The organism is Faecalimonas umbilicata (assembly GCF_042846195.1).
GTDB classification, from domain to species: Bacteria; Bacillota; Clostridia; order Lachnospirales; family Lachnospiraceae; genus Faecalimonas; species Faecalimonas umbilicata.
The window spans coordinates 2807092-2829075 of sequence record NZ_AP031411.1 but is presented as its reverse complement, the minus strand read 5'-3'; the positions used below and the strand labels follow the sequence as shown (position 1 = coordinate 2829075).

20 protein-coding genes and 1 pseudogene are annotated in these 21984 nt (G+C 40.5%); 15 read left to right on the top strand and 6 right to left on the bottom strand.

Annotated features, from left to right (window positions below; genetic code table 11):
- The first annotated feature begins 6 nt into the window (after positions 1-6).
- The 6 genes from ACGG81_RS13575 to ACGG81_RS13550 all read left to right on the top strand — a co-directional run bounded on the left by ACGG81_RS13575 (position 7) and on the right by ACGG81_RS13550 (position 5648).
- Positions 7-873, top strand: a complete 867-nt coding sequence (locus tag ACGG81_RS13575) for a PfkB family carbohydrate kinase (protein WP_270602104.1) — start codon at positions 7-9, stop codon at positions 871-873.
- 22 nt (positions 874-895) lie between these two features.
- The gene (locus tag ACGG81_RS13570; RefSeq protein ID WP_270602105.1) at positions 896-1990 is read left to right on the top strand and encodes an SIS domain-containing protein; all 1095 of its coding nucleotides are present in this window, start codon (positions 896-898) and stop codon (positions 1988-1990) included.
- 41 nt (positions 1991-2031) lie between these two features.
- The gene (locus ACGG81_RS13565) at positions 2032-2868 is read left to right on the top strand and encodes a sugar phosphate isomerase/epimerase (protein WP_270602106.1); all 837 of its coding nucleotides are present in this window, start codon (positions 2032-2034) and stop codon (positions 2866-2868) included.
- Positions 2869-2930: 62 nt separating this feature from the next.
- Positions 2931-4442 carry an ABC transporter substrate-binding protein/permease gene (locus tag ACGG81_RS13560; protein WP_330678887.1) on the top strand — a complete coding sequence of 504 codons (1512 nt, stop codon included), beginning with the start codon at positions 2931-2933 and terminating at the stop codon, positions 4440-4442.
- Positions 4435-5160: an amino acid ABC transporter ATP-binding protein gene (locus tag ACGG81_RS13555; protein ID WP_270602108.1), complete on the top strand. Its 726-nt coding sequence runs from the start codon at positions 4435-4437 to the stop codon at positions 5158-5160. Before ACGG81_RS13560 ends, ACGG81_RS13555 begins: the two co-directional genes overlap by 8 nt.
- Positions 5161-5471: 311 nt before the next feature.
- Positions 5472-5648 (top strand): helix-turn-helix domain-containing protein, encoded by a 177-nt coding sequence (locus ACGG81_RS13550; RefSeq protein ID WP_270602109.1) that lies wholly within the window; start codon positions 5472-5474, stop codon positions 5646-5648.
- 192 nt (positions 5649-5840) lie between these two features.
- Here ACGG81_RS13550 and ACGG81_RS13545 read toward each other — a convergent pair whose 3' ends face one another.
- The 3 genes and pseudogenes from ACGG81_RS13545 to ACGG81_RS13535 all read right to left on the bottom strand — a co-directional run.
- Positions 5841-6203, bottom strand: coding sequence for a hypothetical protein (locus ACGG81_RS13545; protein WP_270602110.1), 363 nt, complete (start codon positions 6201-6203; stop codon positions 5841-5843).
- Positions 6164-6760, bottom strand: a complete 597-nt coding sequence (locus tag ACGG81_RS13540) for a bifunctional 2-polyprenyl-6-hydroxyphenol methylase/3-demethylubiquinol 3-O-methyltransferase UbiG (protein ID WP_270602111.1) — start codon at positions 6758-6760, stop codon at positions 6164-6166. The genes ACGG81_RS13545 and ACGG81_RS13540 overlap by 40 nt, the downstream gene beginning before the upstream one ends.
- 287 nt (positions 6761-7047) lie before the next feature.
- Positions 7048-7311 (bottom strand): annotated as a pseudogene (locus ACGG81_RS13535) (transposase); the annotation flags it as partial.
- A gap of 257 nt (positions 7312-7568) precedes the next feature.
- Between ACGG81_RS13535 and ACGG81_RS13530 the strand changes: the two are divergent.
- The 3 genes from ACGG81_RS13530 (at position 7569) to ACGG81_RS13520 (ending at position 11316) form a co-directional block, all read left to right on the top strand.
- Complete coding sequence (locus tag ACGG81_RS13530; RefSeq protein WP_270602112.1) at positions 7569-8822, top strand: ATP-binding protein; 1254 nt, start codon at positions 7569-7571, stop codon at positions 8820-8822.
- Between the two features lie 527 nt (positions 8823-9349).
- A complete protein-coding gene (locus ACGG81_RS13525; RefSeq protein WP_156790846.1) occupies positions 9350-9523 on the top strand; it encodes a hypothetical protein in 174 nt (57 codons plus the stop codon).
- 125 nt (positions 9524-9648) lie between these two features.
- Positions 9649-11316: a DUF4091 domain-containing protein gene (locus tag ACGG81_RS13520; RefSeq protein WP_008977267.1), complete on the top strand. Its 1668-nt coding sequence runs from the start codon at positions 9649-9651 to the stop codon at positions 11314-11316.
- 51 nt (positions 11317-11367) lie between these two features.
- On the opposite strand, the gene ACGG81_RS13515 is transcribed toward ACGG81_RS13520, so the two are convergent.
- The 3 genes from ACGG81_RS13515 to ACGG81_RS13505 are packed head-to-tail and all read right to left on the bottom strand — an operon-like array spanning position 11368 to position 14402.
- Entirely contained in the window at positions 11368-12177 is an 810-nt protein-coding gene (locus tag ACGG81_RS13515; RefSeq protein WP_008977266.1) for a carbohydrate ABC transporter permease, read from the bottom strand.
- Between the two features lie 15 nt (positions 12178-12192).
- Positions 12193-13077 (bottom strand): carbohydrate ABC transporter permease, encoded by an 885-nt coding sequence (locus ACGG81_RS13510; RefSeq protein WP_116441003.1) that lies wholly within the window; start codon positions 13075-13077, stop codon positions 12193-12195.
- A gap of 17 nt (positions 13078-13094) precedes the next feature.
- Positions 13095-14402, bottom strand: coding sequence for an ABC transporter substrate-binding protein (locus ACGG81_RS13505; protein ID WP_009263493.1), 1308 nt, complete (start codon positions 14400-14402; stop codon positions 13095-13097).
- Between the two features lie 184 nt (positions 14403-14586).
- Here ACGG81_RS13505 and ACGG81_RS13500 point away from each other — a divergent pair, with 184 nt between their 5' ends.
- From ACGG81_RS13500 to ACGG81_RS13475, 6 genes are all read left to right on the top strand, one after another.
- Positions 14587-15630 carry a uroporphyrinogen decarboxylase family protein gene (locus ACGG81_RS13500; RefSeq protein WP_008977263.1) on the top strand — a complete coding sequence of 348 codons (1044 nt, stop codon included), beginning with the start codon at positions 14587-14589 and terminating at the stop codon, positions 15628-15630.
- 44 nt (positions 15631-15674) lie between these two features.
- Complete coding sequence (locus tag ACGG81_RS13495) at positions 15675-16331, top strand: corrinoid protein (RefSeq protein ID WP_009263492.1); 657 nt, start codon at positions 15675-15677, stop codon at positions 16329-16331.
- Positions 16332-16349: 18 nt separating this feature from the next.
- Positions 16350-17426 (top strand): methylcobamide:CoM methyltransferase MtbA, encoded by a 1077-nt coding sequence (locus tag ACGG81_RS13490; protein ID WP_008977260.1) that lies wholly within the window; start codon positions 16350-16352, stop codon positions 17424-17426.
- Positions 17419-19215 (top strand): ASKHA domain-containing protein, encoded by a 1797-nt coding sequence (locus ACGG81_RS13485; RefSeq protein ID WP_390108829.1) that lies wholly within the window; start codon positions 17419-17421, stop codon positions 19213-19215. The genes ACGG81_RS13490 and ACGG81_RS13485 overlap by 8 nt, the downstream gene beginning before the upstream one ends.
- 16 nt (positions 19216-19231) lie before the next feature.
- A complete protein-coding gene (locus ACGG81_RS13480) occupies positions 19232-20101 on the top strand; it encodes a uroporphyrinogen decarboxylase family protein (RefSeq protein ID WP_117577526.1) in 870 nt (289 codons plus the stop codon).
- A gap of 162 nt (positions 20102-20263) precedes the next feature.
- The gene (locus ACGG81_RS13475; protein ID WP_349160549.1) at positions 20264-21970 is read left to right on the top strand and encodes a sensor histidine kinase; all 1707 of its coding nucleotides are present in this window, start codon (positions 20264-20266) and stop codon (positions 21968-21970) included.
- The last annotated feature ends 14 nt before the right edge of the window (positions 21971-21984 follow it).

Sequence of the window (21984 nt, the reverse complement as noted above, 5' to 3'; positions counted from 1 at the left end):
ATAGCGATGGCAAAATATAATACAAATGTTTTAGGGTTTGGCGATAACGTAGTAGACATTTATGAGCATTCCCACATGATGTATCCGGGAGGGAACTGTGTAAACCTTTGTGCTTATTCCAGAATGTTCGGAGCAAACCGTATTGCATATATGGGGTATTTCGGGAGTGACGATATTGCTGAGTTTGTCATTTCCGTGCTTCAGGAGCTTGAGATCGAAACCGTTAAGTGCAAACAGCTGGTCGGAGAGAACGGATGGTCCAAGTGTACACTGAATGAAGGAGACCGGGTTTTCGGAGATTACAATGAGGGCGGAGTCAGAGGCAAGACACCGTATATTCTGGATCGGTTCGACCTGGAGTATATGAAACAGTTTGACTTTGTCCACACCGGAAATTACTGCTATACAGAATCACAGTTAAAGCCGATGAAAGAGGCGGGGATTAAGATTTCCTTTGATTTCTCGGACGATTCTTCAAAAGAATATTACGAAAAATATGCGCCCTATGTGACATACGCATTCTGTTCCTTTGACGGAGATGAAGACGCAGCGAAAGAACATCTGAAATTTATGTATTCTCTGGGACCGGAACTGGTATCTCTTACAAGAGGATCAAAGGGATGCATTATGTATGACGGAGAGCAGTTTTATGCACAGCCGGCGACAATGATCGATGAGGTTGTGGATACGATGGGGGCAGGGGATTCATTCCTGACTTCTTTCATGGACTGCTATATCGATCAGTTGAAGAAAGGCGTGGAGAAACCGGACGCGATCCGGACGTCTCTTGCAGAAGCATCCAAATTTGCCGCTCATGTATGCACACTGGACGGTGCTTTTGGATACGGAAGGACAATTACAAGAGAAATATAAAACGAAAAAGAGGAGAAGACCGATGATCTATCATGGAGACGCAATGGAATATATTGGGGAAACACCGGATATCCTGAGCAGAATTATTGAGGATCAGGCGTCTGTCCTGCAGGACTGCGGGAAAATATTCGACAGGAACGGAATCAGTGAGGTCATTCTGACAGGATCCGGTTCGTCCTACAATGCAGCTGTTGGAGCCTCTGTCTTTGCACAGAAACTGCTGGGTATACGGGTGATTCCCGTATACCCAGTAACAGTTATGGAAGAGCTGGATGTTGTCTCGGACAAAGCGCTGGTGATCGGTATCTCGCAGCAGGGCACGAGCACGGCAGTCATCAGAGCGCTTGATGCGGCTGGAGAAAAAGGATATCGCACCATTGCAGTGACAGGAGAGTATGATACGGAGATTACGAAGCACGGAGACGCCGTCCTTTATGTGGAGTGCGGATATGAAGATGCCGGAGCCACGACCAAAGGATATACAGCTACCGTTCTGACACTGATCCTTCTTTTTCTTATGGCTGCTGAGAAAACGGGCAGGATCACCGGCATGCAGAAAGCGGAATATCTCAGCCGGCTCCGCAGGGTAACCGGCAATATGCCGGAGATTCTTGAAGAAAGCACCGGCTGGTGTGAAAGAACAGCGGATAAACTTGTGAAAAGCAGGGATCTGATGCTGATCACCGGAAGCAGCATGCGGGCATCACTTCTGGAGGGATGCCTGAAATTTTCCGAGACCTGCCGATTCCCTGTCAGGGGTTATGAGGCAGAGGAATTTATGCATGGGATATACAATGCTGTGACAGAGGATACGGATTTCCTGTACATGTTTCCGGCGGACGGATATGAAAAAAAGAGAATGGAGAAACTGTACGGCTATTACGGGCAGAAAGGATACCGGCAGTATGCGGTAAATCTTCCGGAGACTGTCTGCCCGGAGGGCCGGAGCGCGAATGTTCTGCGCTGCCATTTTGTCAATGATCCTGATTTTTCTGCGCTGGAGTATATGCTGCCGCAGCAGATGCTTTTTGTGCTCGCATCAAGAGCCAGAGGGATCGACCTGAACCTGCCGAAGGATCCGGAATTTCACAAATATATGGGAAGCAAGATGGAGTAATAAAAACAGAGGATCCGGGAAGGATCCAAAGGAGAACGACTATGGAAAAAATGATCAAAAGAGAACAGATTGCAGGAATGAATATCCATTACCTGTTTTATTCACTGGAGTACTTTCTGGATGCGCAGGCAGCGGCGGGAATCCGGACGATTGAATTCTGGCCCGGAACACCGCATTTTTTCCTGAGTTATCTGGAATATTCGGATTGTAAAAGGGTGAGAAAACTTCTGAATGACCGGGATCTGACACTCCGTGTCATCACACCGGAAAACTGTACCTATCAGTATCAGTTTGCCGCACAGGAGAAAGAGCAGTTTGAAAAGAGCCTCGGGTACTTCAGGAAGGCGCTGGATGCAGGCGGAGAACTGGGCGCGGAGATCATGGCGATCAACTCCGGATGGGGATACTGGAATGAAGACCGGGAGGAAGCGTGGAAACGTTCAAGAGAGATGCTGTCCATGCTCGCGGAATACGCGAAAGAGCGCGGTATACGTCTGGCGATGGAATCTCTGCGGCCGCAGGAATCCAATCTGGCGACAACCGTGCAGGATGTAAAACGGATGCTGGACGAAGTAAACCATCCGAATCTCAAAGCAATGATCGACACGACGGCAATGGGCGTTGCCGGAGAGACTATCGACCAGTGGTTTGACATTCTGGGCGAAGATATCATCCATATGCATTTTATCGACGGCAATCCGTACGGACATCTTATCTGGGGCGACGGGACCCACGATCTCAAAGAGTTCCTGAGCGCGCTGAAACGCCATAACTACACGGGATATCTCGGACAGGAGATTACAGAGTTTGATTATTTCAATGATCCGGCAGCAGCGGATCTGCGGAATATGAAAGCGTACGAACCATATATTATCTGAAACTGAAAAAACAGGATCCGCCCTGTGATCCGGCAGGGCGGCAAAGAGAAAAGGAAGCAAATATGAGATTGATTATAAAGAAGAAGAGAGGAATCCTGTTCCTGCTTCTGACGGCACTGACAATTGCCGGCTCCGCAGTTTTAATACCCGCAGACGGGATGTTTTCTTTGAATGCGGCAGAGCAGACGGAAGAAATCGTGGTGGGAACAAATGCCGAGTATTCACCTTTTGAATACCGGGACAGTGATGGGGAACTGACAGGATTTGATTACGACCTGCTTGAGGCCATCGCTGAGGTACAGGGGATTGAACTGGTCTGGAACGACCTGCCCTTTGATTCGCTGATGGGATCAATGGAAGCAGGAGATATACAGATTATCGCAGCTGCGGTGGGACCGACGGAGGAACGTGCGAGAAGTGTAGATTTTTCAGATGTTTATTATACTGGTTCCCAGAGCATTATCTGCAGTGAAGGTGGGGACATTACGGAATTTGCGGATCTGACGGGAAAGACCGTGGCGGTTCTGGAAGGTTCTATGAGCGATCTGATCGTATCTGGTGAAAATACAGATTACGGTGTGGTGGAAGATGCTGATGTGACCCGTTTTAAGACGGCATCCAGCGCAGTTATGGAACTGATGAACCAGGGAGCGGACGCCGTCGTGATAGATACGATCATGGCCGAGATTTACTGCGCCCAGACGACCGGCATTACATATACGGAGGTGCCGGGAACAGAAGAAGATACCGTATTCTGCATCCAGAAAGGCAATACCGCACTTACTGAACTGATCAATGAAGGTCTGGCGAAGGTAAGAGAAAACGGTACATATGATGAACTGTATGAAAAATATTTCTCCGGAGAGGGAGAAGATACGGCTGCCGCAGATGAAGAACAGGGCTTCCTGGGAAAACTCAAATTTATTTTCCTTGATGAAAACCGCTGGCAGTATTATGTGAGCGGTGTGGAGATTACGATCCTGATCTCAATACTTTCCACCTTGGTCGGGACGGTGATTGGTCTGTTTGTAGCGATCGTGAGACTCCGCGCCGACCGGATGAAACGGAAGAGTATCGCGGCAGACATTGCGGCACTGTATGTGGACATTATCCGCGGAACTCCGTCCGTACTGCAGCTGATGATCATTTATTTTGCAGTGTTTCACAGCCGGCTGGGATATGTGGCGGCCGTGGTCAGCTTCGGCATTAACAGCGGAGCTTATGTTTCCGAGGTGATCCGGGGCGGTATTCTTGCAGTGGATAAAGGACAGATGGAGGCGGGAAGATCTCTTGGAATGTCATATACGGATACCATGTCATTTGTAATTCTGCCCCAGGCGGTGAAAAATATCCTCCCGGCGCTCGGAAATGAGTTCGTCCAGCTGATCAAAGAAACATCTATTCTTGGTTATGTGGGCATTCTGGATCTTACGAAAGCGGCCAGCTATGTGTCCTCCAGAACGTATCAGATGTTTATCCCGCTTGTCGCCGCGGGAGTGATTTATTATGTTATTGTAAAACTTCTGACGATCCTGCTCGGGAAGTTTGAAAGGAGGCTGAGGGACAGTGATTAAGATCAGACATCTGCAGAAAAGTTTCGGGCAGGTACAGGTACTGAAAGATATCAGTACGGAAATCAGAAAAGGCGAGTGCGTCTGCGTGATCGGACCGTCCGGATCCGGAAAATCCACCTTCCTGAGATGCATCAATCTCCTGGAACAGCCGGACGGCGGAAGTATAGAAGTGGACGGCAGGGATATCCTGGATCCGGGGCTGAAGATTGATGATTACCGCAAGGAAGTGGGAATGGTATTCCAGCATTTTAACCTCTTTCCGAATATGACGGTAAAACGCAATATCATGCTGGCTCCGATGCGCGTGCTGGGACTGTCCGAGGAGGAAAGCTCCGGGAAAGCACTGAAACTGCTGAGGCAGGTCGGGCTGGAGTCCAAGGCGGACACCTATCCGAATAAGCTGTCCGGCGGACAGAAGCAGCGTGTGGCCATTGCACGTGCGCTGGCAATGAATCCCAAAGTCCTGCTTTTTGACGAGCCGACGTCTGCACTCGATCCGGAGATGGTCGGGGAGGTGCTTCACGTTATGAAAGAACTGGCTGAAGGCGGAATGACGATGATCGTTGTAACACATGAAATGGGATTTGCCAGAGAAGTAAGCGACAGGGTGCTGTTTATTGACCAGGGCGTGATTCTGGAGGACCGGCCGCCGGGAGAACTGTTTGAGCGGCCGGAGAGTGAACGGACGAAGGAATTTCTTGCGAAAATACTGACATAAAAATGTATTGAGAGGAGGAAGACAGAAGATGAATCAGACGATAAAAGCGGCAGCTGTCGGGTACAGCTGTATTGATATGTATGAAAAACTGAACAAGTTCTATCCTACCGGAAATAACAGCGTGATTATAAATATTTAAAATGATTTGATACAGCCATTAGGAAACGATGTATTCTGATGGCTGTATTTTTATTTGTCAAAAATAATCAAGAAAAGTTATTTTTAGACCATGTGAAAAATGCTCCCCTAGTTACGTTAAGTGAAGGGGAAAATAATTCCTTTCAAATCTGATTAGAAAAGAGGAATTTATCATGGCAGAAAAAAGATGTTATATCGTACAGGAATTACAGGAGATACTTGGAGTCAGCCGTCCGCCAGTCTATAACCTTCTGAAACGAAATGAGTTCCGCTGGATCCAGCTGGATGGAGGAAAATACAGAATTTCCAAAAAGAGTTTTGATGACTGGCTGGACAAACAGCCCGAATAAAAGATTCGCTTTCGTAATGTAATATTCGTCTGGCGACATAGTAAAAAGAAAATGAAAAATGTTGTATGGTAAAAAAGAGGAACTCTTTCTTGGAATTTCCTGGTCGATATAACTCCTGTCCCGCCCAAATGGAATGCAAGTTGTCTCGATAGCAAGCCTCAAACCGCTTATGCAATTCCTCTTTCTCATGAATTAAACTGTACATATCGTATTGGTTTTCTGCAAAGATTGCAAAAAATAGGTCCCATTTCGGTAGTTTATTGCTCTCTCCAAACCATCTCTTACAAATCCATCTGCCTGCAGTCCGCTAAGATGAATATGAAATTCTCTTACGGAATACCATGCATTGCAAATCATCTCATCAATAATTTCTCCAAATGTTGTATCTTGCGTCCCTTCAGAGAGAATATTGACAATCGCTTCCAACCAGTAAAACTTATAACAGTACGAGGGATTCTTCATCATCTGAGAAAAGCCTGAAATATCCAAGGTGTTGTAATATTTACCATCAACATTTAACAAATATTCCCCTTGCAAAGAATTAAATTCAGCCACTTCTCTTCACTCCTTCCTGGACGGACATCGGAAGTAATCCACTGTTCCTCAACAATAAGCTCAGGTATTTCTTTTATGAATTCTTGAAACGTATCTTCTCTAAAATCCGTAAAATAACGACCATTACGTTTCCCTTTAAAATCACCATATTTAAAGGAGGTATAAATGATGCCGTTATCCTTCAGCGCACTGCACATCTTCCAAAATACAGAAGATAGATCTTTCTTTGGCAAATGCAAGATGGAAGAGCACGCCCAGATTCCATCATACACATTTATGGCATCAAGATCTTGAAATAACATTTCCTTTACATCAACCCCAGAAAAGGCACTGGCCAATTTGCAAAGCTCTGCTGATCCATCCGTCGCCGTTACATCATAGCCTTTTTCAAGGAAATATTTCGTATCTCGACCAGAACCACAACCAAAATCAAGGATAGATGCACCTTCATCTAATAGTCGTATAAAACGATTCTGTGGTATATGCATGTCCGCATTTTGTGTGTTCTCTATAAAATTTTTTGCATTAAGATTGTAATAATTAATTGTCTGGTCCATATAAATCTCCTTTATCTTCAGTATACTAATTATAATCCTCAAGCAGAACAATATCAATTTGAATAATAGGTATTTTTTGTTTTACTCTTCTTCATACACATATTCCTCATCTTCGTCTAAATACAGATCATCGTACTCTTAACAAATCGTGAAGCGGCAGCTTCCCTTTTGATGTTTTGGGCTATATATCTATCTTTTTTCTAGTGAAAAAGATTAGAGAATACAAAAAAGCCGTACTTTAATACAGCTCTAAAACAGTTTTATAAAAATATTTAGAGTTTTAAAATTTACGCACTCTTCAATGGAAATAAATGTCTTCCTGTTTTCTCGTTTTGGATTTTGTTATGAAGTTTGTTCACGTTTTTTGCCATTGCAAGCAATACACTTTCCGCAAGAACATTTGATGTACCACGACTTAAATATCTACGAAACTGCATATCCTGTTTCAGTTCACCAAAAGATCCTTCTGCTTGGATCCTTCTGTTTAGTCTTAGGAGAATCCCTTCGTCAGAAAGAATCCGTTCCAAATCTTCTTTTCGATATTTCAGAAATCAAGTTTATAGAGGAGATCAGACATTTCAGCGAGAATTGTTTAATACTACATTTGCAGAGTGGTCATCAGATTATACATTCATTTAGAGTATCAATTTTGGACACTTCAATCGAAAAATATAAAAACATCTAAATTCAGTACATAAAAGTGTGCAGATGTACATAAAATAGTAATGGTTATTGAAATTCAACTTGCTTTGTGATAGAATATCATTACTAAAAAATGTGCAAATACACAGAAATGGGGAGCGTAATAATGGAAATTGAAAGAGACGCTTATCTACAGCAGCTGATTGAGCGAAAAGATAATGGAATGATAAAGGTGATTACCGGCATTCGTAGATGTGGTAAATCCTTCTTGCTGTTTACTATCTTCAAGAGATATTTACTGGAGAACGGAATTGATACTGACCATATTATTGAGATTGCATTGGATGGTATCGAAAATGAGGAATTAAGAGATCCCAAGGTGTGCTTCAAGTACATCAAAGATACTATGAAAGACGATGGGAAGTATTATCTCCTTCTGGATGAAGTACAGTTCATGCCAAGATTTGAGGAAGTGCTGAATAGCCTGCTTCGCTTGAGCAATATTGATGTGTATGTTACCGGAAGTAACTCTAAGTTCCTGTCCAGCGACATTGTGACCGAGTTCCGTGGCAGAGGTGATGAGATCAGAATCTATCCCCTCTCCTTTGCAGAGTTTTATTCTGTCTATGACGGTGATTACGACGATGCTTGGGATGACTACATGATCTATGGAGGATTGCCGCAGGTTGTAGGCTTCCAGAGCGAGCGACAGAAAGCAGATTATCTGAAGAACATCTTTGCCAATGTCTATCTGAAAGATGTAATTGAAAGAAACAAGATTCAGAGCGTAGATGAGATTGGCATTCTGGTTGATATACTTGCATCTGCAATCGGCGCACCGACCAATCCATCGAAGATTGCCAACACCTTCGCCAGTGAGCGCCAGATGACTTATGCCAATAAAACTATCTCCAACCATATTGACCATTTAGCGGATGCCTTTTTGATTTCCAAGGCAAGTCGTTACGATATTAAGGGAAGAAAGTATATTGGTGCGAATCTGAAATACTACTTTACTGATCTGGGACTGAGAAATGCCCGTCTAAATTTCAGACAGCAGGAGCCTACTCATATTATGGAGAACATTGTTTATAACGAGCTGCTGATCCGTGGCTACAATGTTGATGTGGGTGTTGTGGAGATCTTTGATAAGAATAAAGAAGGTAAGCGTGTCCGCAAGCAGCTGGAGGTTGACTTTGTGGTAAACCAAGGTAACCAGAGATATTACATCCAGGTTGCTTATGACATGACTTCGGAAGAAAAGCAGACTCAGGAATTCAATTCTCTGCGTAATATCCCAGATTCTTTCAAGAAGATTGTCATTGTGAATGGTAGCAAGAAACCTTGGAGAAATGATGAGGGTTTTGTTATTATGGGTATGAAGTATTTCCTTTTGAATGCAGATAGTTTGGAATTTTAATTTTTTTACACTTTCATTCTGGATTAAAAATGAGTCATTTAGACTACGCAACACTCTTTTTGAAGATGTGTCAACGTCTACTGTAACAAACTAGGAATCATGCTTGCCGGTGGCTGAAAGTTTTTTCCACAAAGCATGAGAAATGGTGTATAATGATACCAATACGAGATTCTCGTGTTACTGAAATTTACAATTGAATATATTATCAATTCCGCAGCGAAAATGTGGAATTGATAGCCTGAATATAGTTGTTGGCTACAAGACGTTGCAAAAAGCTGCAATTCAGTACTATCACCTCGATTAGAAAAATCTAATTTTTTTCTAATAAATCATCCTCAACTTAAGGTGGCAGAGGTCGATTTTAGGCTAACAACGATAGCATTCCCATAGCTAATAAAGCTAGGAAATGCAGAGGATTTCGAACCACAAGCTGACAAAAGCGTGTATCAAAAAACAAGGGTGACTGTCACTCCTAAGCACTAGTTGTGAGTTTGATTCCCGCAGGGAATATTAGAGAAAGAGTGAAAATGATGAAGAAAATAGACATCATTTTTGCTCTTTTTTATTATATTTTAGAAGGAAAACGAATGGGGGAACCTGACAAAAATATAGGAAGTAATATAAGAAAAAGAAACGACTTTAGCAAGCATCAGCAGATCTTGGATTTAGATCACAGGGAAGTGAAGTTTCATTTTATATAAAATAGTTAAATATATAGAAAAAGACTATAATAACTATATTTATATAGGATGTATCAATTATACTTCTTAAAAAAATAATGCTATACTTTTAATAGGATGAGAAGAAAAAAGGAGAAAATAAAACAATGAGAGAAAAAAGAGAAGTAAAGTATCAGATGAAAGTGTTAAGCTCCTTGGTGAAGGTATTTCCGGATGAAGAACCGGTGTATCGGCCAGAATGTGTAAAATTAAGTGGACTTTGGGACGAGACCGTATCCTATCAGGTTGCATATACCGGAAATCATTTTCTGAGAGAACGCGTAGATGTAAAAGTCATTTCACCAATCGCTGAGTATGTACGTGTTCGAACGGTAGAACAGGTTCCAGTGGGACGTGCTACAAATGGAATTGTAGATGATAATTATTTAAAAACGACATCAGGACTCTATCCGGATTTGTTGAAGGACATCAAAGATGGAAAAGTAATTATCCGCTCTCATCAGTGGAGTAGTTTGTGGATCGATGTGAAACTGACGGATGAAATTCCGGCAGGAGACTATGAGATTGAAATTCAGCTTGTGAAAGATGATGCTGTAATATGTTCTGCAAAAAGAAAAATTACAGTGATCGGCGTTCATCTTCCAAAACAGAAAATTATGCATACGGAATGGTTCCACGCAGATTGCCTTGCAGACTATTATCATGTGGATGTTTTTTCAGAAAAGCATTGGGAGATACTGGAAAATTACTTCCATGAGTATGTAGATCGAGGATGTAATATGATGATGGTTCCATTGTTTACCTATCCGTTAGATATGGAAGTGGGCAATGATCGTACAACGACTCAGCTCATCGAGGTGGAAGTGAAGAATGGCGAATATCATTTTGGGTTTGATAAAATGAAACGCTGGGTAGACCTTTGTAAAAAGTGTGGGATCGAATACTATGAAATGTCTCATCTATTCTCACAATGGGGAGCAAAGTATGCACCAAAAGTTATGGCTCTCGTAGATGGAAAAGAAGAGCGGATTTTTGGATGGCACACACCGGCAGTTGGGGAATATACAAGATTTTTACAGGCATTTCTTCCGAGACTGGTTGAGAAGTTAAAAGAGTGGGGAATTGCAGAAGTGACATACTTCCATATTTCAGATGAACCAAGAGAAGAACACTTGGAGACTTTTAAAGCTGCAAAAGAATCTCTTGGCAATATGTTAGATGGATTCCATACATTTGATGCACTTTCCAGCTATGAATTTTATAAGTACGGTTTGATCAGCAAACCAATTCCGGGAAATAACGAGATTGAAGAATTTTTAGAACATGGTCTTACAGACATGTGGACATATTATTGTACAGGACAGTTTTACGAAGTAAGTAACCGGTTTATGTCAATGCCATCTGCCAGAAACCGCATTTATGGAATTCAGCTGTATAAATATGACATTATTGGCATTTTACATTGGGGGTATAATTTCTACAATAGTCAGCATTCTTATGAACACATTAATCCATATCAGGTGACAGATGCAGCCAATGGATTCCCGGCAGGTGATCCATTCCTTGTATATCCGGGAGCAGACGGGCATCCGGAAGAATCCATTCGCATGATGGTTCATTACGAAGCATTAACAGATTTGCGAGCATTGGAATTGTTAGAAAGCCTAACAAGTAAAGAATATGTAATGGAATTAATCGAAGAAGATCTGGATGAACCACTTACATTTAAGCGATATCCAAAATCAGATATGTATTTGATTGCATTACGAAATAAAGTAAATAAAGAAATAGCAAGATTAAGTTCTGCTTCCTAAAAAATTAAAAATGTTGGAACATGAGTTGTCATCATGATTCCAACATTTTTTTTATCCTTTGAGTCCACTCATGGACATTCCTTCTTCAAATTTGGATTGTAAGAACAAATAGAAAATAAATGGAGGAAGGAACGTACAGGTTGCACAAGCCATTGTAAGTCCGATATCCGTATCGTATTGTGTCTGCATTGCTTTTAAAGCAAGTGGAAGTGTACGATAAGCATCATCAGTAGTGATAATGAGTGGCCATGTAAAGTTATTCCAGGCGCCAATAAATGTGAAAATTGCGACTGTCAGCATAGAAGATTTTACCAAAGGCAAAATGACAGTCCGTAAAATTTTACTGGTAGTAGCTCCATCTATTTTTGCAGATTCAACGAGTTCTTCTGGAATAGCCATAATAGCATTTCTCATAACAAATACACCAAAAGCAGTTGGCAGAGGTAAAATAAGAGCGCGGAACGTATTGACCCAGCCAAGACCACGTACGACTAAGTAAAGTGGAACAAGTATGGCACCCGATGGAACTAACATCGATAAAATCAGCAGAAAGAAAAGTTTATCATTTCCACGGAATTTTAATTTCGCAAATGCAAAACCAGCAGTACAGCTTGTAAATAATGTAAGAAGCACACCGGATATTGCAACAAATACACTATTGAAAAAATAGCGTAGGAATGTTGAGTTTGTAAAAATATTTTTATAATGTTTTAAGGTGAGTTTTGATAAAGCAAAATCAAAATCATATGCATTCACAGTACTTTTTAATGACATGAGAATCATGTATAAAAAAGGAAGAATGCACAGTAAGATTGTGATGATTAGAAAAATATCAACTAGTAAACGAGATGTCTTTTTCATTTCATGTTCTCCTTTTTATATTTCTGAATTCTCGTGTTTAATAAAGCGTTGTTGGAATAATACGATGATTAAAACAATCAACATCAGTACATTGGAAACGGCCATAGCATATCCGGCTTTGTTTCCTTTGAAAGTGAGTTGATATGCGTACATACTTAATGTTGTAGTAGACATTGATGGACCGCCTCCGGTCATAGTATAGACCATATCAAACACTTGCATAGCACTTATCGTTGATAAAAAAATGTTCATGATAATAGTAGGTTTCAAAAGTGGTAATGTAATTTTGGTTAAACAATCCCATTTTGTAGCGCCGTCTACTTTGGCTGCCTCGTAAAAAGTATCCGAAATAGAGGTAAGAGAAGCAAGCGTGATTACCATATAATAGCCCATACCTTTCCATACAATGATAAAGGCGACGGCAATAAAAGCAGTTTTACTGCTGCCAAGAAGAAGTGTGGGATCAATTCCAAATACACCAAAGATTGCTTTTACTGCCGGATGTCCACCATTTAAAATTGTGTTCCAAACAGTACCGATAACAGCGCTGGAAGAAAGCACAGGAACGAAAAGGGCTGCCTTTGCAATTTTTCCAAGCACGGTATCTTTACGAGAAGAAATTAGTATTGCAAAAAGAGTAGAACTTACGATTTCAAATGGCACGATGATTGCAGCAATCTTTAAAGTATTGATAATGCAAAGATGTAATTTGGAGTCACGAAATAGTCTTTGATAATTAAATAATCCGTTAAATTGCGCCGGTGTGATGATATTATATTTTGTAAAACTAAAATATATTGCAAGAATCAATGACCCCGCTACAAAAGTAAGCAGGATCATTGCAATTGGTGCGATATAAAGATAAGGCGCAAGGACGGATAGTCCTTTCTTTTTTTTCATAAGTGCCTCGATTCTTTTTATTCGTTTTCCGCGTAGTACTCTTTTAACAAGTCGTTTGCATAGGATGCAGATTCATCTAATGCTGCCTTTACATCTTGTTTTCCTTCCATGACAGCCTGAATGTGAGCTGCGTAGTTTTCAAGAATTTCGCTTCCGCAAGGACCAGCCTGTAATGGACGCCATTTATCACGATCTTCTGTAACGATACGTTCCATTTTAGGATCTCCTACATATTCTTCGCTTGCTGTAAGAGGGGCACCTGGAGCTACTTTGTGATATTCTGTCATAAACTCAGGACCTGTAATGTATTTGATCAAATCAAGTGCAAGCTCAGGCTGTTTGGATGTAGACATTACAGAGAGACAGTCAGCAGCACCGAATGTACCATACTCTTTATGTTTCAAAGAAGTTACGTAGTCCCAGTTTTTAAGATTTGGGTAATCTTTTGCAAAGGTTGTTTCATTAGAAGCAGAGGAGCGAGTTACACCAAAAGCGGCTTTGCCTTCTGCAAATACTGTAGAGAATGCATCTTGACCAGAAAGTGACATTGCATTTTCTGGCATATATGGCTGTAAACTCTTGAAAAATTCTAAGGCTTCTACACCAGCTTTTCCATTGAAAGCTACTTCTTTCAGATCATCTGTGTAGATATCTCCGCCAGCCTGCCATAATAAGCTATACATATAAGAATTTAAAACATAAAGGTTACTCATACTTCCACTATTAAGACCTACAGCATATCCGTACTGATCAATCTTACCATCGCCATCTGTGTCTTTTGTAGCTTTTTCACAGATACGAGCAAAGTCTTCCCATGTCTCAGGAGCTTTTTCCCCGATAGAATCTAAAATATCCTGATTATAATAAAGGACGAATGGTACACCGGTTACGATAGGAACACCGTATAATCCACCCATCATTTCACCACGATCCAGGAAGAGATATTCTTTGTAATCTTCTTCTTCAACCATGTCGGATAAGTCTGTTACAAGTCCGGAAGAGATATAAGTAGGATACATTTCCACATACATATAACCGATATCAGGTGTTTCTCCACCTGCAACTCCTGTAGACCATCTTTCTTCATAAGAACCCCATGGAATGATTTCCATTTCTACAGTACAATTATTTTCTTTCTCCCATCCGGCAAGAAGCTTCTTAAAGTTTCCTTCTGTGTCTTCATCGAGAGGAGGCAGCCACATAGTAAGTGTAGTAGGCTCTCCTTCTTTTGGTTTGTCTGCTTCCTTGGCTTTGCTTCCACAGCCAGCTGCAAGTGTTGCAAGCATGGAAGTACAAAGCAACAAGCTTAAAAGTTTCTTTTTCATTAGTTTTTCCTCCTATAGAAATAAGTTTCACACTTTCTATTGTAGAAGTATTTTTAGACAAAGTAAAATTGATAAAAGCAATAAGAAGTTACTACATATAGAAAAAATCTATAAATGAAAATAGGAAACGATTGATACTGTTTGAAAATCATGATAATCTTTAAGAGAAAGGCAGGGGGTAATTATGAGATTGGAAAAACATAATGCGGATGAAATGACTCCATTGGAACGTATCTATGCATACGAGCATGGCTTATCCTATGACAGAATACCGAGTGTACCATTTATAGGCAATGTCAGATGTAAAGTAGGGGGAATGACACCGGAAGAATATTGGGATTCTGCAGAAAATATGGTAAAAGCAGAACTGATGTCTTATCAGAGATTCGGCTTTGACAGATTAGGAATCGGACCGAATACAAGAGGGATATCAGATGCGTTAGCAGATCAGGTTCCGGATAAGAAACAAGGAAGTCTTGTTTTGGATGATTACAGTAAATTAGAATACTTAGAACCTGTAAATGCAAGAAATGATTTGGTAATTCAAAGATTTTTACAGGCAGCAGAGATGCTCCAAGAATCTGCAGGAGAGATTGTTCCTGTTGAGATAAGCATTGGAGGTCCCCTTACAATTGCATCATTTTTGCGAGAGATTGAGCTGCTTTTACGCGATTGTAGAAGAAATGGCGATAAAGTGCAGAAATTACTTCGCATTATTGTGGATTCCCAAAAGAGCTGTATTGATGCATTTGCACAATATGGCGTAGGAATTGCGATGGCAGATCCTGTGGCAAATCCGGCGCTGATCGGACCAAAATTATATGAGAAATTCGTTTTTCCTTATACAAAAGAATTGACAGACTATGCACTGGAGAGAACTGGAAAGAAAGTATCTCTTCATATGTGTGGGGCTACCTATAGTATTTGGAAGTATATCGAACAATATCAGTTAAATGAAATTAGCTTAGACAATATTGTGGATTTGGACAGGGCTGCGCGAGAATTAGGAAAAAAAGTACCAATTGCCGGCAATGTAGATCCTGTACAGAGCATGCTGAATGGTACAAAAGAAGAGATTTTTGCAGATGTTCAAAAATGCATAGAACTTGGAAGTTCTGCTGAGAAGGGATTTCATCTTACTACTGGTTGTGATATTCCGGACGGAACTTCACCTGAAAAAGTAGATTGGTTTATGGAAGCAGCTAGATTATACGGGAAGAAAAGATAAGCTTATATTTTATGAAAAGGGAATGGAATTTGGAGGAAATGAAAATGGCAAAGTCAAAAGAAGAATTATTAGAAAAACTGTCGGAATGTGTATTGGAGATGGAAGAGGAAGAGGTAGTCGACGTTGCTGAAGAATATATTGCAGCAGGTTATCCGGCATTTGACGGGATTATGGATGGTCTTGTAGATGGTATGAATAAAGCTTCGGATCTTTATGATGAAGAAGAGTATTTTGTAACAGATATTCTTCTTTGTTCGGATGCTATGTATGCTGGATTGGAAGTGCTGCGTCCACACCTTCCTGAAAGTGCACAAAGCGGAGAAAAACCGAAGGCGGTAATTGGAGTTGTAGAGGGAGATACTCATGATATTGGGAAAAATCTGGTGAAGATCATGATGGATACAGCTGGATTTGAGATGTATGACTTAGGACGAGATGTTCCACCGGAAGCATTTGTAAAAAAAGCAATAGAAATCCAAGCACCGTTAATCTGTATTTCTACGCTAATGACAACTACAATGATTGGAATGAAAACGGTGATTGAGCAATTAAAGGAACAAGGGATTCGTGATCAAGTAAAAGTCATGGTTGGTGGAAGTCCGGTTTCACAGAAGTTTGCGAATGAAATAGGAGCGGACGGATATTCCGTGAATGCAGTGGAAGCTGTAAAACTGGCAAAAAGATTATTAGATCTTGCGTAAGTAATGGGAGGAAAATGTATGTTTACGGAAAAAGAACGTTTGGAACGCGCTTTGAGACAGGAAGAAGTGGATCGTCCGCCATGTATCTGTCCTGGGGGAATGATGAATATGATCACGACAGATCTCATGGATGCTTGTGGAGTTACATGGCCGGAAGCGCATACAGATGCACAGATGATGGCAGATTTGGCATTGGCAAGTTATCAACATGGTTGCTTTGAAAACGTAGGAGTTCCTTTTTGTATGACAATAGAAGCAGAAGAACTGGGTGCAAAAGTAACGTTAGGATCTAAGATTTTTGAACCACATGTAACGGAATATGCGGGAACATCTGTAACAGAATGGGAAAAATCATCTCCGATCAATTTGGAATGCGGGAGAGCAAAAGTAGTATTGGATGCAATCCGTATTTTAAAAGAAAAGAATTTAGATGTTCCGATCATTGGAAACTTAGTAGGACCGGTAAGTGTGGCCAGTTCTGTGATCGATCCAGTGGGATTTTATAAAGATTTGAGAAGACACAAAGAAGAAGCACATCAGTTTATGACTTTTGTGACAGAACAATTGATTGCCTTTGCAAATGCGATGATTGAAAACGGCGCAGATGTGATCGCAATTTCTGATCCAAGCGGAACGGGAGAGATTCTCGGACCCAAATTTTTTGAGGAGTATGCGGTAAAATATCTGAATATGCTTTTGGATGGAATCAAAGATCAAGAAAAAGGTACGATTGTACATATTTGTGGGCAGATGAGAAGTGTATATGAGCAGATTGATAAAGTGCATTCAGATGCGTTGAGCTTTGATGCGATCGTTCCATTGAAAGAAGCCAGAAAGAATCTCCAAGATCGAGTATTGATGGGAAATGTAAGTACATTCGCATTAGAGTTTGGAGATGAAGAAAGAGTTCAAAAGCTGACAAAATTTTGTGTGCAAAGCGGTTCTGATATCATTTCTCCAGCATGTGGACTGGGGACAAAGTCACCTCTTGCAAATATTCAGGCGATTTTAAAAACGTTAAAGATGGACGAAGAAGCATTTGAAAAAATGGAAACGATGGAAGAGTGGAAAGAAGAGGAGATGAAAAATGCCTAATATCAAAGTACAGCCTTCTGGTAACATATATGAATATGAAGTAGGAAAAACTCTTTTAGAAGTTCTCTTAGAAGAAGGTATATTCGTAGATAATCCTTGTAATGGAAAAGGACTTTGTGGGAAGTGTAAAGTGCGAATTCTGGAAGGAGAATTATCGGAACCGGAAGATACCGAACGGAAGTTATTAAAGCAAGAGGAGATGGAAAATGGAGTCAGACTTTCCTGCCTTGTAAAACCGGAAACAGATTTGGAGATAGAGCTTATGCAGAAGGAAAGGAAGCATCAAGTGCTGACGGGAGGCTATATCCCTTCCTTTGCGTTCGATCAGGATATTCAAAAAATTGTGGTGGAAATTCAAAAACCAACTTTGGAAGATCAAACATCTTTTGAGGATCAGATTCTGCGTCAGATCCCGAAAGCAAGTCTAGAGCTGGGATGCCTCCAGATGAGGCAGTTTGTTCCGGGACAGGTGACGGTTGTACTCCATGGAAATCAAGTGATTCAAATAGAAGAGGGCAATACGACGGAAAAAATGTATGGGGTTGCGGTTGATATTGGAACAACGACAGTTGTCTGCACGTTGATTGATATGCTTACCGGCAAGGAACTTGCACATGCATCCATGATTAACGCACAGAAGCATTTTGGACTGGATGTGTTGACCCGTATTACTTATGAGTTAGAGCATCCTGAAGATGGCGTAGAAAAATTGCAAAAGGCATTGGTAAATTCTATTAATGAGATGATAGAGGATATTTGTTGCCAGTCAGAAGTATCCAAAGAGTGGATTTATGAAATTGCTGTTGGAGCGAACTGTACAATGATGCATATGTTACTTGGGGTTCCTGCAACATCACTTGGAAGATCTCCGTATGCGCCTGTGTTTGTACGTGGAAAAGACATCAGGGCAAAAGAAATTGGATTATGTGCAGCAGAAGGGGCGAGACTGTATTGTTTGCCATCGGTATCCGCTTATATTGGAGCCGACATTGTAGCAGGAGCTTATGTATGTCAGCTTCAAAAAGAATCTGGGAATGTGCTATTTATAGATATAGGAACGAATGGGGAAATCGTATTATCCAGTCATGGCAGATTGCTTTGCTGTTCTTGTGCAGCAGGTCCGGCATTGGAAGGCATGAATATCAGTTCAGGGATGCGGGCAGCAGAAGGTGCTATTGAAGATGTGACGATCACAGAATCCGGAATAGAATGGAAAGTAATTGGAAATGAAAAGCCAATCGGCATTTGTGGAAGTGGGATTTTAGCAGTTGTAAGGGAATTGCTGAGAGTCGGTCTTGTCAGAAAAGAAGGAGCATTTATCAAGCTAAATAAATTAGAAGAATCGGATTATCGTTTTCACATGCTGCAGGAAAATGGGAAAAAAAGAGAATTTATTTTATCGGAAGAACAAAAACTCTTGATTACGCAAGGAGATATTCGGCAGGTACAACTTGCAAAAGGAGCCATTCTATCAGGATTTTTAGCGCTTCTTAAGAAAGCTGGAATCCAAATGGAAGATTTGGATAAAGTTATGATTGCGGGGCAGTTTGGAGCACATCTTCCTGCGGATAGTTTGGTGGGAACCGGAATCATTCCAAAAGAAGTACAAGAAAAGCTTGTTTATGTAGGAAACTCTTCAAAGACAGGGGCCTATATGGCTCTGATGTCCGCAAAAGTAAAACGAGAAATGGAAGAACTGGCCGGACAGATGGATTATATGGAGTTAGGGGCAACAGAAAATTATGAACGCTTGTTTTCTGAATGTTTGATTTTCCCTAATGTGAAATAGAGTAGGAGTAAGAACTATGAGCAGCATTAAAGATTTTAAATGTACCTACGATAATGGTGTATTAGAGCATTCCAAAATCGTGGAAGAACTGGGGTTTACATTTCCTGATGTATATTTACATGCCGACAAGATGGCTGCGCTTTCCAAAAGGCAAAAAGAAAAACAAGGAAATTCGATCTGTGTTCTGCCTTTTTGCCATACCGTAGAAGGAGAAGCTATGGGAGGAATCATCACACTCGGCAATGAAGTTGCAGGACCCCGGGCAAAGGAATATCTTTATACAGATTATAAGGAGCTTGGGGAAATCAATGAAATTGATTTTACAAAAGGAAGAATTCAGGAAGTTCTTCAGGCCTGTCAGATTCTGCACGAACAAGGAGAACATGTGATGCTTGAAGTTTCAGGCCCCATTACAATTCTCAATGTGTTGATTGATATTAAACAAATTTTTAAAGGAATGCGTAAAGATTTCGAATTTATGAAATCTGTATTCCAAAAAGTTGGTACGCAAATTTTGAGATATATAAAAGAAGCAAAAAAATATGGGGTAGATTTCATCAGTTATGCAGACTCAGCTGGAGGAGTGAATATACTTGGCCCGAAGATGGCAGAGCAGATGGTAGAAGGATTTACTTATGATTTTTTGAAAGAAGCACAGGAGTACTCAGATGAACATACACTTTTGATGCTTTGTCCGAAAACAACATTTGCGCTTCTTGGGACAGAGAAAGCAGAACTTGCAGATATAGATATACCAGCTGGAAGTACCTATGGGGAAGGGTGTATAGAAGTACTTGGAAAAGCGAAAATAGTTGGAATACAATGTGCAAAAAATATGGGATTTTTGCTGAAATCAGGGATAATGAAAGAAGTTGTATTGAAATAGTGAAAAGGGAGCATCAGAAATGTGATATGCTCCCTGATTTTTTGTGAAAAAAGAGAGAAAACTTTTAAATTGAAAGAAAATGTCTTATTGTTGAATGTGTATTCAGGTAGGTTAGTGTATTATAAAATAGAGACAAGTATGTGGATTTGAGGTGATGAGATTATGAAAAAGAAATCTGTGATCAGAAAGGCATTTTTTATGATGACAGTACATTTTATTTTGCTGTTGGTGGTATTCTTTTCCTATTTGTTTTTTTCTTATCATACAGCAGTAGGAAATCTGAGAGATGGTATGGAAAATTTAATCCAGATCTATGGGCGGGAGCTGGAAAATAAGATTAATAATGCAGATATGCTTTTGGAGCGTCTTATCTATGCAAATGATGACTATACACTTTTGCAGAGTGAGAATGAAGCGATTCGATACTATGCATCGGTAAGACTTAAGAATTTGATAGAGGAACAGACCGCTTATGATGACTATGTGGATGCGGTTGTTATGGCAGATAGCATATATGGAGTATGTTTAGACTATGAAAACAGACAAATTTCTTTAGAGAATAAAACAAGTCTTAGAGATTTTGTGAGCAGAGGTGCAAAAAAGGAAAGAGGGGAGGCTCAGTGGAGCATAGAGGTAATAGGAACGACTAGATATCTCTATAAGATGTACATTTGGCAGGGGCGTGCAGTAGGAGCTTTTATTTCTGTTGATAGATTTATGGACAATGTACATGACGATGAGCTAAATGATATGACAGTAGTATTGCTTGATAATGAAAAGCGAATCCAGAGTACTTTGGGGGAGAATATACCAGGTATGAAAATTGGGAAAAATCCCGAAGAGGTATTGGGAAAGTTGGCACAGAAAGCAAGCTACGAACTAGCAGATGGAAGAATGAAAATATGTGCGTATGTTAGTATGTCTGCTATTTGGGGACAGATTCAAGTGAATATGGTCTTAGTGATGATTGTAATTTTAACATTGACTGTGTATTCGATTGTAATGTTGCGATTTATTCGAAGAGAACTGATTCTTCCAACTAGGCGTATGCAGGAAACGATGATACGAATGAGGGATGGGGAATATACGTTGAGAATTCGGGATGAGTTTACAAGCAGTGAATTTATACTTTTAAAAGACACCTTTAATGAATTGGCAGATGAGATAGTGAATTTACGGATTCAGAGTTATGAAAAACAAATTGATTTGCAGGAGACAGAATTAAAGTGTGTCAGATTGCAAATAAGACCACATTTCTTTTTGAATGCTATGACAACGATTTCTAGTCTAAGTCAGAGAGAAAAGAATCGAGAAATACAGAGATATATTGATGCACTTTCAAAAAATATCCGGTATATGTTTCAATCAGGTCTCCATACGGTGACTCTTGGTGAAGAAATACGCCATATTGAAAATTATTTTGAGATGCAGGAACTAAATTATCCGGATTGTGTATTTTATTATATTGATATACCAAAAGAACTGGAAATGTGGAAGATACCTCAGATGCTGATACATACGGTGATTGAAAATGAATATAAATATGCGGTCGAAGTAGATCAGGTTCTGACAATTCTGATCAAAGCAGAAGTACGGGAAGAAAAGGGAGAGGAGATGTTATGTCTGTCGATAGAAGATGATGGGGGTGGATATCCGCAGGAAGTCCTTGAAAATTTTCTATATGAAACAGGTGAAAGACATGAGAAGCCTCAGAATGGGGAACGAATTGGTCTTATCAGTATAAAAAGAATGTTGGAACTGATGTATGAGAGGGATGATCTGTTTGAAATCGGGAACACAGTACCTCATGGGTGCTGTAATTATTTTTGGATTCCAAAGCAGCCGATTCAGGAAATAAAAGAATCTTAAGACAGATAGTATTG